Origin of the sequence: Mycobacterium sp. 050272 (assembly GCF_039023525.1) — a bacterium.
Lineage (GTDB): Bacteria > Actinomycetota > Actinomycetes > Mycobacteriales > Mycobacteriaceae > Mycobacterium.
Map to the genome: position 1 here is coordinate 17,173 of NZ_JBCHKV010000032.1, position 12,778 is coordinate 29,950.

The following is a 12,778-nucleotide window of genomic DNA, read 5'->3' on the forward strand; positions in this document are numbered from 1 at the left end:
CATCGTCGATCCGCCCTTTCGCCGAGTGGCATTCGGTTAGCCCGGCCAGTCCGACTGCGCTCCCAGACCTTCCAGTGCTAGGCCCAAGGACAGCCCCTCGGCAAGTGCTTGCTTAATCCGATGGGTGATTGCATGTCGGGTGTAGCGGAGCACCAGGTCGGGCTTGGCCGCTAGGTTGCGCGCGATTTCGTGGGCGCGAGTCAGCAACTGCTCCCGGGGCACGACCTCCCCGACAACGTCGAGTTGGTGAGCTTGCTGGGCGCTAAGACGCTCACCGGTGAGCAGGAAGTAGCGGCCGCGGTTCGGCCCGAGCAGCATCGGCCAGATGATGTGGACGCCGTCGCCGGAAACGATGCCGTTTTTGAAATGGATGGGGTCCCCGATCACCGCGTCCGCTGAAGCCAGTACGACGTCCGAGAGCACTGCGAGTTCAGCGTGCAGAAGTGCTTTGCCCTGAATCGCGCCGATCACCGGCACCTCGATGTCGAGCAGATTGCGCAGCAGTCGATTGCCGTGGTGGAACATGAGGTCCCACTTCTCAGGCGTCATGGGACCAGCCCAGCTGTCGTCGATTCTGGCGATAAAGTCTTGCCCCGTCCCGGTCAGCACAACAACGCGGTTCTCCCGATCCGAAGCGACGTCAGCGAAGCAGTAGGGAAGCTCGGTATGCGGACCTTCGCCCCAGATCAGCGGTCCGCCGTCGGTATGGAGCCTCAGCTGCAGCACACCTAGATCGTCGCGTGTCATTGCGACATGGCGATAACGCTGTGAATAGTCATCGAACCTCAAGACCGCCACTGCGACGCAATCCTCCAATTTGCCCGTATTCGCGGATCGCTGCGGTACGAACCGCACGATGTTATCCGTCGAAGCCCATATTATTTTTCTAGACTAAGTATTCTATTTTTTCTTCGAAAACAGTCAACAAGCCTTACCTTCGAGCCTCGAGGTATCTACATATCTCCTGTTCATCTGCTTTTTATCTAGTAATGCCGGTCGAACAGAGATCAAACTTAGCGCCGATTCTTCGGTAGAAGATCACGCAAGGGCGGTCGACGGGGCCTTGGTCTGGACGGAATCGAGGTGCGGCCCCGGCGGGTTGCGTTGCGTTGCCGCGGATGCGAAGCCACCCACGTGCATCCGCAGCTGGGCGTCCTCGGCGCGCAACCACTTCAGCTCCGCGACGTCCTCGCGTGTCGCTGCTCACCGTCCCACTGCGATGTCGGGGCGCAGGGCCGGCTCAGTTATGAAGTCGGCCAAGTCGGCATTGTGGGTCATCAGCCAGTAGTCAACGACTCGATATGGCGAGTTGGTAACGACCCGGCCGCGCGTGTTCCGGTAATACGTCGTCATGCCGGGGTGGGTCCATACCATCTTTGAATGCTCCGCGTCCACATCGCGCACCCAACGGTCATGCGCCTCCGCGCGGCATTCCACCGCGCCAATGCCACCGCGGATCATTTTGGTGATGACATCGAGGATGTACCGGCCCTGCGACTCGCCAATGAAGAAGTAGGAGCCGCCGGAACCCGAATTCGTGTTGGGCCCATACATCAGGAACAGGTTCGGGAACTTCGGCACAGTAATGCCGAGATAGGCGGTGGCATCATCGTCGCCCCAGATGTCGCTCAACCGCCCGCCACCCCGCCCGACGAACTCGATCGGCTGCAGGTAGCGAATTGTGTCGAATCCGGTGGAGAACACCAGCACGTCGGCGTCGAACTCCTCACCCGTCGTACTGACTAGGCCTGACTCGGTGACCTTGGCGACTGCGTCAGTAACCAGCGTCACATTGTCGCGCTTGAGTGTGGCGAACCAACCATTGTCGAGCAGCATGCGCTTGCCGAAGGGCGGGTAGTCCGGGAGACACTTTTCGATCAATTCGGGTCGGCCTTCGAGCTGATCGACCAAGTAGCGCGTGAAGTAACGACGGTGACCGTCGTTGATCGCATTGAGCGATCGGTTGGGATCGTTCCACTCCGGATCGATCTGCAGCGATGGGTGCACGCGATCGTTGAACAACCACGCCAGCCGAAAGCGGTACCACGCATGGTAATTCGGCACATGGTTCATCAACCAGTGCACGTCTTCTGGAATCGAAGAGAAGTACTCAGCGCACGGTGCGACCCACTGCGGTGAGCGCTGGAAGATGGTCAACTGTTTCACTTTGTCGGCAATCGCAGGCACTACCTGCATCGCGCTGGCGCCGCTTCCGACGATGGCAACGCGCTTACCGCTGAGGTCCAGATGGTCGGGCCACTGCGCGGTGTGAAACGTGGCTCCCCGGAAGGAGTCAAGCCCTGGGATGTCGGGTATTTTGGGCTTGCCGAACAATCCGACTGCACTGATCACGACGTTGGCGGTATGGCGGTTGAGCAAGCCGTCGCTGGAGCGTGAATAGATAGTCCACCGCTGCGTGGTCTCGTCGTATTCCGCGCGTTGCACCTCGGTGCCGAAGACGATGTCGCGGCGAAGATCGAAGTGGTCGACAGCCTCTCGCAGGTACGTCACCATCTCGTCGCCCTTGCCGAAATGCATGGACCAGTCACGCGGGAAGAAGGAGAACGAGTAGAGGTAGCTCGGCGTGTCCACGCCCGCACCTGGGTAGGTGTTGGTAAGCCAAACCCCACCAACCTCGCGGTTGCGTTCCAGGATGACGAACGGAATTCCCAGTTCTCGTAACTGCGCGGCGATGATGATGCCTGAAATACCGGCACCAATGATCGCGACCGAGAAGTCGCCGACCTCCACTGGTTCGGTCGCCGCTGCGGGCTCTAGGCCCATCTCCTCTCGCATCACCCGTTCGTACTCCTGCGGAACCTCTTCATCGACGCAGATGCTCAGCATCGTGCGCAGCAAGTCGGGATCGGGGAGGGGAACGACGGCCGGCCTGCCCTTTGACCACGCCAAGATCGCGGAGACGGCGCATCGGCGGATCTCGTCGGCCACCTCGGGCTCAAAACCGCCGGAGTCGTTGGGACTCAACCCTGGTGAACGTGTGGGTCGAAAAGGATCATTGAGCCAGCGTTCCTCGCCGGTCAACTGATACAGCACCATCGTCAGCGTGGGCAGATTAGCGACACGGACAGCGTGCTCCAAGTGTGCTTCGTCGATCGGGCAATCCGGCCTGGTCATCGACATGGCGGTCTTCTCCTTAGGATGCGATGCCTGGGCCCATCGACGGCCTCGGGTGAGTTCTAAATTAGTTTAGATATTATCATCACGACTGTCGGTGGTGCAACCATTCGCGGAAGGAGGTAATCTTCTCTACCTGCTGATTCAGCACAGTTAGGAACTCCACCAGACGCTAATCGGATATAGAAACTGTGATTTTTATTCGGCGCGTGCGGAGGCGACGCGCCATGGTGACGGCGGCGAACCCTTGGGATCAACGCCGGGGTGAGCGTCCCAACCGGCGGCGCCAGTCGTGGGCGCCGAGCAGGCGCACCAGCTTGGCTTGGATCTTGCTTTTCCTGGGCCTATACGGATACCAGTGCGGCTCGGAGTTGAGATGGATGCGCTCAGACACCACCGACTGTTGCCGGCAGAATTTGAGGATGCCGGCGGCCCCGCCCGAGCGGCTGCCCACACCCGATTCCTTCCAGCCGCTCATCGGAATAGTCAGCTGGAAAGTACTCATCATCACGTTGTTCTGGTTGACCGCGCCCGCCTCGAGTTGGCGGCTGATCCGGTCGGCACGCTGGTGGTCGCGAGTCCACACGCTGGCGCTCAAGCCATAACGCGAATCGTTGGCCAGCCGGATGGCTTCAGCTTCGTCGGCAACCTTCATGATCGGCAGTGTGGGGCCGAAGGTTTCATCGCGCATGCACAGCATGCTGTGGTCCACGTCGACTAGAACGGTGGGTTCGAAGAACTGACCGTTTTGGCCGCGTTTACCGCCGGTGAGCACCCGCGCGCCCTTGGCCACTGCATCGTTGACGTGGTTTTCGACGATGTCCAGTTGAGCCGGCGTACACATCGCCCCGACGTCGGTGCTGAAACTGCCGTCCGGGTCCATCCCCTGGCGAAGGTTTTTCACCTTGTCGGTCACTTTCGCGACGAACTCGTCGAAAACAGGGGCTGCAACGTAGGCGCGTTCCACCGAGATGCAGATTTGGCCTGAGTTCCACATCGCACCCCACGCCGCGGCGCTGGAGGCACGGTCGATGTCGGCGTCGGACAAGACGATCATCGGATCCTTGCCGCCCATTTCCAAGCTGCACGGGATCAGCCGCTCACCGGCACGCGCGGCGATTCGTCGACCCGTGCGGGTCGAGCCGGTAAACATGATCATGTCGACTTCCTCAACCACGGCCGCGCCGGTTTCGGGACCACCGGTCACGTTGGCCAGCACCGGGGGCGCCCCGATGTCCTCCAGCCAGCCCCTGCTGGCCTCCGCCCACGTCAGCGGCGTGAACTCCGACGGCTTGAAAAGCACTGCCGCCCCGGCCATCAACGCTGCCACACCATCAAGCATCGGACCGCCCAGCGGACCGTTCCACGGGGTGATCATTCCGACGAGCGGATAGGGGCGGGCGAAGACCCGCAGCTTCTTGGTGAGCCCACCGGCTCCCCAGCTGGCGACCTTGCGGTCGGCGAGAAATTCGGCGGCGTGTCCGCTGTAGTAGTTGATCAGGTCCACCGCCATTGAGATTTCCAACGCGGCGTCACCCCAGGACTTGCCGGTTTCCTCTTGCATGATGCCGACGAGACGGTTTTCGTTGTCCAGGATCCAGTCGAGGAAATTGCGCATGTGGGTTGCCCGCCCGGTCGGGCCGAGCTCTTCCCACGCCGGTTGTGCGGCGCGCAGTTGCGCGGCAGCGGCGACCACTCCGGCTGGTCCCAGGTCGGCGACATGCCCGACCACCCGGCCGTCGGCGGGGCAGCGGACCTCGATAACGGCGCCGTGGCCGGTGACCCCGGCGTCTTCGGACCGGTGAGCGGCTTCTGCTGTGGCCATTTTCACTCCTCTGCTGTGGGGCGGCCTGGGCTAGCCGCTGCGGGCGGCGGCTGGGCTGGCGCACAGCACCAGGGCGGCCCGCCGTGCGGTGCATACGGTCTCCCCGCGCTGGTTATGGCCGCGGTGCTCAAACGTCACCACACCCTGCCCCGGTCGCGAGGCGGACAAACGTTTGTCGATGATCTCGGTTTCGGCTGTCAAGGTGTCACCGATGAAGACCGGTGCGGGAAAACGGATTTCGGAAAAGCCCAGGTTGGCCACCGTGGTTCCTTCGGTGAGGTCGGCGACGCTGAGGCCCACCACCGTGGACATGGTGAACAAGCTGTTGACCAGACGCTGGCCGAATTCCTGAGTTTGGGCGAACGCCGCGTCCAAGTGCAGGCTTTGGGTGTTCATCGTGAGCGTGGTGAACAGAACGTTGTCGGCCTCGGTCACGGTGCGGCCGGGTCGGTGCACATAGATGTCGCCGACGACCAGTTCGTCGAGGTATTTGCCGCGTCGGTGATGGACGGTCATGGCGTTGCGTCCGCCGCAGATGCTAGCGCGGCCCGGTGCTCGGGATGGGCGATCTTGATCAGTGCCTGTTGTCGCTCGGCCGCACTGCGGCCATCGAGACGAGCCACACCGTATTCGGTTACCACCGCGTCGACCATGGACCGCGGAATGGTGACCGCGGCCACCAAATCAACGATCCGCGAGCGAGAACCGTCGGGGGTGGCCGACGGCAGCGCGATCACGCGCAAACCTCCGGCTGATCGGCTGGCCGCGTCGACGAAGTCGATGCTGCCGCCGACGCCGGAAATCTGCCGCCCTCGCAGCACCTCGCTGTTGACCTGACCGTTGACATCGACTTCGATGGCGGTGTTGATCGACACCAACCGTGGCGTGCGGCCCAAGACATCAGCGTTGTGGGCCATTGACGACGGATGGACGGCCACCGCAGGGTTGCGGTCGGCGAATCTCATCAGCCGCTGCGTGCCCATCAACTCTGGGGACAAGATCGCGGGCTGGTCGCCGTCGGCGGGAATAACGCCGCTCTCGAACAGTTCCACCATCTCGTCGGTGGCCATCCCGGTGAACCGAATCTCCCCCAGGTCGGCGTCGGCCAGCGCATTCACCACAGCCTCCGGGATGGAGCCGATCCCGATCTGCAGCGTCGGGTTCCAGGGCAACAGGTCCACGATGTGTTCAGCAATCCGGTTGCTGACCGGGCTCGGTTTGGCCGAGCAGTACTGTGGCGTCTCATCGGCGGTGTCGACGAGCGCATCGAAAACGGACGCGTGCACGGTGGTGTTGCCGAATGTCCATGGTAGGTCGGGATCGACCTCGCCGATGCGCACCCGAGCCAAGCGCAGTGCATCAAGGCTGTAGCCGGCCGACGGCCCGAGCGAGTGGTAGCCGTGCCGATCCGGCGGAGTCACCCGCACCATCGCGACATCCACGCCCCACGCCTGCAGGTGCGCCGCGATCCGCGAGGCGCGAACCGGCACAAATGCCGCAGTTCCATCGGCAACCAGCCCAGCGACCGGTGCCATCACATGCCAGGTCCGGTAGCACAGGTGGCCCGCGCGCACGGTTTCGAGGAAGGGATAGTCGCCGAGCAGCAGTCCTGAGCTGAGGGTCCAGTTGCGGCCCGCGGCTTGCTTGTTCATCGTGTGCAACAAGGTGGTGGGAGCACCGCAGCCCGGTGCGGCGACGAGGTGTGCACCGTCGTGCGCCAGCTCCAGTGCGGCGACTGGGTCGACGGTACGGCCGGTGCGGCTGCTCATTTCGGTCGTGCCATCGCGGCCTCGACAGCCGCCACAGAGAACGCCTCGTCGAAAGCGCGCTCGTCGGACTGGAACTCGTCGACCTCGACGACGCGTCCGTCGCTGATGCGGTATACCAGGCACTCGCGGAGCCGCACGGTCTTGCCGCCGACATCAACGATGCCGTACTGGTAGGCCGCGGCGTACTGCGCGCTGGCGGTGATGTCGATGACGTCGAATTGGGCCGGCCCGGTGAAGATTCGCTTCATCTTGCCGAACAGCGACAAGATGGCCCGGCGACCTTCATAAACGCCTGAAAGCGCGTTGGCGCCGGGCACGCGCCAGACGCAGTCCTCATCAAGTAGGGATTCGATTTCGGCGCGGTTCTGCTCCGATAACGCCGCCATGAGGCGACGCACGATCTGCGCATTCGGATGTTCAGCCATGGGTCGGTTCCTTCCTCATCAGTCAGACGCGGGCCGTGGAGCTGCCCGACAGCACGACGACACCGTGATGATTGGTTGTGAGGATTTCGAAGTCGACGTACTTACCCCGCTCGCTGTCGCGCACATCTACCACCGTCGCGACAGCATGCAGCGAGTCACCGGGCCACACCGGGTTGACGAAGCGAACCCGGTAGCGCACCAGCCGTTGTCGGCCCACCCACTCAGCGAGCAGCCGTTCGGTGGCAGCCATCACCAGCATCCCGTGAGCCATCACGCCTGGGTAGCCGGCGCGCACAGCGTACGGTTCGTCGGTATGCAGTGGGCTGTAGTCGCCGGATGCGCCTGCATACTGGACGATCTGGGTGCGGGTCACTTCGGGGATGACCGTGTGTTCGCGGCTGGCGCCGACGACCAACGTTTCGCCCGTGCGCCCGTCACCGATCATCGCTCACCGCCGCCCTCGGAAACCGCGAACTCGGTGTCGACCAACACCATTCGCGACCGCAGCACGAGTTCGCCTGCTGCGTTGCGGTAGTCTCTGATGATCTCGTGGAACGTCAGGGCTCCTGCACGTCGGCTCTGTTTGCGCCAGCTCGCGCCCTCATACTCGGCGACAACGAGGCGATCACCCACACGTACGGGGGCAAAGTATTCGAACTCCTGCTCGGCGTGCAGGACGCTGCCCCCAGGCGTTGAGGGTTTGAGATCAAGCGCCCCTGATGGGCGCAGCCCGCGCATGTGTACCGGATCGAATTGGACCGAAGCGGCCGGAAATGTCAGCGGCGCCGGCGTCCCAGGCGCAGGCACGTCGTGGGCGAGCCGCTCGTCACCGACAGCGCGAGCAAATGCCAGCACATGACCCGGCTCAACGTCGAATACGTAGTCGCCCATCACAACCCCGGGGCCGCTGGGCGGAAGCGTGGCAGTGCGCCGTCTCCGCCGGTGTCGCAGAAGACCACCTCAACACGCTGGCCGATCGACAGGGCGTCGGGATCGCAGTCGATGATGTTGGTGACCATCTTGGGTCCCTCATCGAGTTCGACCATCGCCAGCACGTAGGAGCCGGCGTTTGCGTACTCGAGGATTCCGCGGGTGGTGACGGTGTAGCTGTAAATAGTTCCCCGCCCACTGGCTTCGGTGTCGACCAAGTCGGTGCTGTGACAGTTCGCGCACACATATCGCGGGTAGTAGCCGGCCCGACCGCAGTTCGAGCAGCGTTGCAACACGAGTTTGCCGGCAAGGGTAGCGGCCCAGAATGTCGCGGTTTCGGGGCTGACACTTGGTGCGGGCGAGGGCAATTGGGGCGTGCTCACGCGTCCTCCCGACCCAGAACGAGTGTTGCGTTGCCCATTCTCGTGCTCAGCCAGCCGCCGGTGCCGTGGGCCAGTGCCAGGTTGCAGTCGCGGACCTGCACAGCGGGGTGCGCTTCGCCCCGCAGCTGGCGGACCGCCTCGATGATCTTGGTCATCCCGCCGCGGTTGGCTGGGTGGTTGTTGCACAGTGAGCCGCCGTCGGTGTTGAACGGCAATCGGCCCTCGGGGGCTCGCAGCGCGCCATCCAACACGAACTTGCCGCCGTCACCTTTGGCGCAGAATCCCAAATCCTCGAGCGCCAGCAAGACGGTAATGGTGAATGAGTCGTAGAGACCGACGTAATCGATGTCGGCGGGACGCACACCGGCCTCGGCGAAGGCGTCCGTGCCTGAGCGCACCCCGCCGGTCACGGTGATGTCTTGCCAGCCGCCACGAGTGTGTTCCACCGCTTCTCCATGCCCCAAAACCTTCACGCAGTCACGGTCCAGTGCGGCGGCGACGTCTTCGGCGACGACGACAAGCGCGCCGCCGCCGTCGGTGACCACGCAGCAGTCAAGTCGATGCAGCGGCGAGGACACCATCGGGGAATTCACCACGTCCGCGACCGTCACGACGTTGGGCAGCAGCGCGTGCGGATTGTGCTGGGCGTGTGTGGATGCGGCCACCTTGATCTCGGCCAGCTGTTCGCTGGTGGTCCCGTACTGGTACATGTGCCGTTGTGCGGCCAGGGCGTAGAGTGCGCTGACGTTCGCGCCGAAGATCGGCTCGAAGGGCTTCTCGGGAGGCTCACCCATCAATTGGCCGGGCGCCCGCAACGACGTCGTCCGTGGGCGTCCGCCCAACGTGATGAGCGCGACCCGGCATTTGCCGGCGGCGATGGCCGCGGCTGCATGCCCGACGTGGGACATGTACGCCGATCCACCCATATCGGAGCTGTCCATGTAGCGGAGCTTGAGGGCGAGGTAGTCGGCCATCGCCAGCACGCCCAGCCCGGGCGCATCGCCCCCGCAGAAGTAGCCGTCCACGTCGGCGAGATCGAGGCCGGCGTCGGCCAGCGCTCCCAGCGCTACCTCGGCGTGGATCTGCGGAATCGACTTGTCGGGCAGTTCGCGGCCCGGGTGTTCGTAAGCTCCGGCGATGAACGCCTTTCCCCTGGTCGACATCAGACGAACGGGTTCGGCGGCGCCGCCTCGGTGATCGGACGGAACTGCGATTCCACCTCTTTGGCCATTTCATCGAGGTCCCACGGCCCGTCCGAGCGTAGGGTGACCAGCGGCTCGGGGTCGCTGTAGAGCGAGACCTCATAGCCTCGGGCGTGAATCACGTGACCGTTAAGCCAACCGGAGTGCTCGGAGGCCAAATAGGCCGCGATCGGGGCGATACTGTCGGGCGACAACTCGCTGGCCCCCGAGCTGTAGGCATCGTCTCTGGTCGTGGCCGTCATCCGGGTCGCTGCGGCGGGCGACACGGCGTTGGTGGTGACGCCGTACTTGCTCAGCGCCACCGCGCACGAGTAGGTCAGCCCGACGATACCCATTTTCGCCGCCGAGTAGTTGGGCTGCCCTGGGGCGCCGTGTAGTCCGGCCCGGGAGGTGTAGTTGATGATCCTGTTCTGGGCGTCGGGATCACCGATCTTGCGCCAATGCGCAGCAGCGGGCTTGATGGTGTTGAAGTGCCCCTTGAGGTGGACCTTGATGACGGCGTCCCAGTCCTCCTCCGGCATGTTGAAGATCATCCGGTCACGCAGAATTCCCGCCACGTTGACCAGGACATCGAGTTTGCCGAAGCGGTCAATGGTCGATTCCACCAGATCGCGGGCGGCTTCATGGTCGGAAATGTCGGCCCCATTGGTCACCGCAGTGCCGCCGGCCGCCTCGATATCACGAACCAGTTCAGCGGCGGGGTTGCTGTCGCTTTCCAGTCCACTGAGCGAGGCACCGATGTCGTTGACGACAACGGTCGCTCCCTCGCGAGCGAAGAGCTTGGCCACCGCCCCGCCGATGCCGCGTCCGCCCCCGGTGACGATGGCGACGCGTCCATCCAAAGTTCCCATATTTCAACGCTCCAGACGGATTGGCAGGGAGACGGCACCACTGGCGAACGCCGCTCGATACTTGACGTCGGAGCCGGCTTCGGGTTCGAAGGCGCGCAGCTCACTGATCGCAGGGACCGCGGCCTTGCGCTCGCGACGCGCCGGATGATTGCCCGGACAGCAGTGGATGCCGGCACCGAACGCCAGGTGCGCCGCGCCGTTCGGGCGCTCGAAATTCAACGTCTCCGGATCGGGCAACTTGCCGGGATCGTGATTGACCGCCGCGTCCATGACGTCCTGATACTTGCTGAGCATCCAAAATCCCGAGTCCTCTGCGCTCCAGTGAGCTGTGCTGCGCACGACCGGGCACCTCTGCCGCAGCGTGTTGACGCGAGGCCAGAAGTCATCGGCCGACGCCCGCTCGGCGATATCGCGATCATTCATAGTGCGGCTCCTGTCTGAATTTCACTCGCCCGGCACATGGGCGGCAATGCGGTCCCTCGCCGGGGAAAACCCGGCTGGGCCACGCTGCTCAATCCGAAATCTACATCAGCTTCGGTCCAAATCCTACGTAGATTTAGAACTGCACCGTTTCTATCCTTCACGCCCCTGCGCTGTCAAGCACATCACGCTTAGACCGCATTCTTCCAGGCACACGATGGCGCAAACGTGACCCAGCCGAGGTCGATGGACACTCGATCGTGGGCTGCTTTGGTGCCGGGTAATCGGTTTTGGTTTAGACTCTCTCGAGGAGCGCGCAGGAGGTGCTGATCGTGGTGAAAGTGACGTATGTACGGCCCGGTGGTGAAGAAGTCATCGTCGAGGTCACCGAGGGAACTTCAGTCATGCAAGCGGCGGTGGCTAACGATATTTCCGAGATCGTTGCCGAGTGTGGCGGCACCTTGGCGTGTGCGACTTGTCATGTCTACGTCGACGACGACGATTTGGAGCGTCTCAGCGCAGCCAGCGCCGATGAGGAGGAGATGCTTGATTACACCGCCTCTCCCCGGCAGGCCAACTCCCGGCTCAGTTGCCAGATCAAGGTAGGACCCGAGCTGGACGGTCTCGTTGTGCGATTGCCGCCGACGCAGTTATGACGTCTACTTCCAGCATCGTCATCGCCGGTGCGGGGCAAGCGGGTTCCGGTACGGCCGCCTCCTTGCGTGAGTTTGGGTTCGAGGGTCGAATCGTGCTTGTCGGCGACGAACCATTCCTGCCATATCAGCGGCCACCGCTGTCCAAAGGCCACCTCACCGGTGCATCCGCCCGTGAGAACCTTTGGCTGCACCCCGGCAGCTTTTACGAGCAGCACGGTATCGAGCTGCTGCTGGCCGAAACGGTGAGCAGCATCGATCGCACTGACTGCCGCGTCCAACTCGGCAGCGGCGCTTTTCTGGACTACGACCACCTGGTGCTTGCGCTGGGTGCCCACAACCGCGCCCTGCCGGTCGTGGGAACCGACCTCGACGGTGTCCTCGGACTGCGAAACCTCGCCGAAGCCGACGACATCCGCGACCGGTTGGACCGCGCCCGCCACGTCGTGGTGGTAGGTGGCGGCTTCATCGGACTTGAGGTCGCGGCGACGGCGGCCAAGCTCGGCCTCGATGCCGTCGTTATCGAAATTTCCGATCAGCTGATGGGCCGCGTGCTGTCTGCCCAGATGGCCGGTTTCATCCTCGGCGCTCACCGCTCCCGAGGCCTCGGCATTGAACTCGGCACCAGCGTGGCCGGTTTGACCGGCGCGGCGGGCCGGGTCAGCGCTGTGACAACGACCGAGGGCCGCGAATTCCCCGCCGACATGGTGCTCGTCGGCGTCGGGGCGGTACCGAACACCGACCTCGCCGAGGATGCCGGCCTTCGCGTCGACAACGGGATTGTTGTCGATGAATACCTGGCCACCGACGACGACCGAATCTCTGCGGTCGGCGACTGCACGTCATGCCCCAACCGCTACGCCGGCGGGCTCCGGGTGCGCCTGGAGTCAGTGCACAACGCCACAGCGCAGGCACGTTTCCTGGCCGCTCGACTCGTTGGACGGCCAGAACCCTATGACAGTGTCCCCTGGTTTTGGAGCGATCAGGCCGACTTGAAGCTGCAGATCGCCGGACTCAGCACACAACCGAGCCGCGCCGTGCTTCGCGGAGACCCTGCCAGCGGTCGCTTTTCAGTCTTCTGCTTCCAAAATGTCGACGTTCATGGAATTCCCCATGTTGAGCCGGTTCTCGTTCACGTAATTCCCCAGGGTCGCGTTCACGTAATTCCCCACCGGGAAGGTGGGC

The 12,778-nt window shown here is 63.4% G+C and carries 14 protein-coding genes; 2 read left to right on the forward strand and 12 right to left on the reverse strand.

Features of this window, described 5'->3' with window-relative positions; genetic code table 11:
- Positions 1 to 36 precede the first annotated feature (36 nt).
- The 12 genes from AAHS21_RS30665 to AAHS21_RS30720 all read right to left on the reverse strand — a co-directional run bounded on the left by AAHS21_RS30665 (position 37) and on the right by AAHS21_RS30720 (position 10,943).
- Positions 37 to 855 carry an enoyl-CoA hydratase/isomerase family protein gene (locus AAHS21_RS30665; RefSeq protein ID WP_342931135.1) on the reverse strand — a complete coding sequence of 273 codons (819 nt, stop codon included), beginning with the start codon at positions 853 to 855 and terminating at the stop codon, positions 37 to 39.
- A gap of 348 nt (positions 856 to 1,203) precedes the next feature.
- Entirely contained in the window at positions 1,204 to 3,141 is a 1,938-nt protein-coding gene (locus AAHS21_RS30670) for an NAD(P)/FAD-dependent oxidoreductase (protein ID WP_342931136.1), read from the reverse strand.
- 247 nt (positions 3,142 to 3,388) lie between these two features.
- Entirely contained in the window at positions 3,389 to 4,960 is a 1,572-nt protein-coding gene (locus AAHS21_RS30675) for an aldehyde dehydrogenase family protein (protein ID WP_342931137.1), read from the reverse strand.
- Between the two features lie 30 nt (positions 4,961 to 4,990).
- Positions 4,991 to 5,476, reverse strand: coding sequence for a MaoC family dehydratase (locus tag AAHS21_RS30680; RefSeq protein WP_342931138.1), 486 nt, complete (start codon positions 5,474 to 5,476; stop codon positions 4,991 to 4,993).
- Complete coding sequence (locus AAHS21_RS30685; protein WP_342931139.1) at positions 5,473 to 6,729, reverse strand: acetyl-CoA hydrolase/transferase C-terminal domain-containing protein; 1,257 nt, start codon at positions 6,727 to 6,729, stop codon at positions 5,473 to 5,475. Before AAHS21_RS30685 ends, AAHS21_RS30680 begins: the two co-directional genes overlap by 4 nt.
- Positions 6,726 to 7,154 carry a nuclear transport factor 2 family protein gene (locus tag AAHS21_RS30690; protein WP_342931140.1) on the reverse strand — a complete coding sequence of 143 codons (429 nt, stop codon included), beginning with the start codon at positions 7,152 to 7,154 and terminating at the stop codon, positions 6,726 to 6,728. Before AAHS21_RS30690 ends, AAHS21_RS30685 begins: the two co-directional genes overlap by 4 nt.
- Before the next feature lie 22 nt (positions 7,155 to 7,176).
- Complete coding sequence (locus AAHS21_RS30695; RefSeq protein WP_342931141.1) at positions 7,177 to 7,599, reverse strand: MaoC/PaaZ C-terminal domain-containing protein; 423 nt, start codon at positions 7,597 to 7,599, stop codon at positions 7,177 to 7,179.
- On the reverse strand, positions 7,596 to 8,045 hold the full coding sequence (locus AAHS21_RS30700) for a MaoC family dehydratase N-terminal domain-containing protein (protein WP_342931142.1): 450 nt from the start codon (positions 8,043 to 8,045) through the stop codon (positions 7,596 to 7,598). Before AAHS21_RS30700 ends, AAHS21_RS30695 begins: the two co-directional genes overlap by 4 nt.
- The gene (locus tag AAHS21_RS30705) at positions 8,045 to 8,467 is read right to left on the reverse strand and encodes a Zn-ribbon domain-containing OB-fold protein (protein ID WP_342931143.1); all 423 of its coding nucleotides are present in this window, start codon (positions 8,465 to 8,467) and stop codon (positions 8,045 to 8,047) included. The genes AAHS21_RS30700 and AAHS21_RS30705 overlap by 1 nt, the downstream gene beginning before the upstream one ends.
- On the reverse strand, positions 8,464 to 9,630 hold the full coding sequence (locus tag AAHS21_RS30710) for a thiolase domain-containing protein (protein WP_342931144.1): 1,167 nt from the start codon (positions 9,628 to 9,630) through the stop codon (positions 8,464 to 8,466). Before AAHS21_RS30710 ends, AAHS21_RS30705 begins: the two co-directional genes overlap by 4 nt.
- Entirely contained in the window at positions 9,630 to 10,520 is an 891-nt protein-coding gene (locus AAHS21_RS30715) for an SDR family NAD(P)-dependent oxidoreductase (RefSeq protein WP_342931145.1), read from the reverse strand. The genes AAHS21_RS30710 and AAHS21_RS30715 overlap by 1 nt, the downstream gene beginning before the upstream one ends.
- A 3-nt stretch (positions 10,521 to 10,523) precedes the next feature.
- Complete coding sequence (locus AAHS21_RS30720; protein WP_342931146.1) at positions 10,524 to 10,943, reverse strand: hypothetical protein; 420 nt, start codon at positions 10,941 to 10,943, stop codon at positions 10,524 to 10,526.
- A 320-nt stretch (positions 10,944 to 11,263) separates the two neighbouring features.
- Here AAHS21_RS30720 and AAHS21_RS30725 point away from each other — a divergent pair, with 320 nt between their 5' ends.
- Entirely contained in the window at positions 11,264 to 11,596 is a 333-nt protein-coding gene (locus AAHS21_RS30725) for a 2Fe-2S iron-sulfur cluster-binding protein (RefSeq protein ID WP_342931147.1), read from the forward strand.
- Positions 11,593 to 12,778 (forward strand): FAD-dependent oxidoreductase (locus AAHS21_RS30730; protein ID WP_342931148.1); only part of this gene is annotated, 1,186 nt, incomplete at its 3' end. The genes AAHS21_RS30725 and AAHS21_RS30730, both read left to right, overlap by 4 nt.

Coding starts and splice junctions, on each gene's coding strand:
- AAHS21_RS30675 (WP_342931137.1), bottom strand. CDS start 4,960: ATGGCCACAGCAGAAGCCGCTCACCGGTCCGAAGACGCCGGGGTCACC.
- AAHS21_RS30695 (WP_342931141.1), bottom strand. CDS start 7,599: ATGATCGGTGACGGGCGCACGGGCGAAACGTTGGTCGTCGGCGCCAGC.
- AAHS21_RS30685 (WP_342931139.1), bottom strand. CDS start 6,729: ATGAGCAGCCGCACCGGCCGTACCGTCGACCCAGTCGCCGCACTGGAG.
- AAHS21_RS30670 (WP_342931136.1), bottom strand. CDS start 3,141: ATGTCGATGACCAGGCCGGATTGCCCGATCGACGAAGCACACTTGGAG.
- AAHS21_RS30680 (WP_342931138.1), bottom strand. CDS start 5,476: ATGACCGTCCATCACCGACGCGGCAAATACCTCGACGAACTGGTCGTC.
- AAHS21_RS30715 (WP_342931145.1), bottom strand. CDS start 10,520: ATGGGAACTTTGGATGGACGCGTCGCCATCGTCACCGGGGGCGGACGC.
- AAHS21_RS30720 (WP_342931146.1), bottom strand. CDS start 10,943: ATGAATGATCGCGATATCGCCGAGCGGGCGTCGGCCGATGACTTCTGG.
- AAHS21_RS30710 (WP_342931144.1), bottom strand. CDS start 9,630: ATGTCGACCAGGGGAAAGGCGTTCATCGCCGGAGCTTACGAACACCCG.
- AAHS21_RS30690 (WP_342931140.1), bottom strand. CDS start 7,154: ATGGCTGAACATCCGAATGCGCAGATCGTGCGTCGCCTCATGGCGGCG.
- AAHS21_RS30700 (WP_342931142.1), bottom strand. CDS start 8,045: ATGGGCGACTACGTATTCGACGTTGAGCCGGGTCATGTGCTGGCATTT.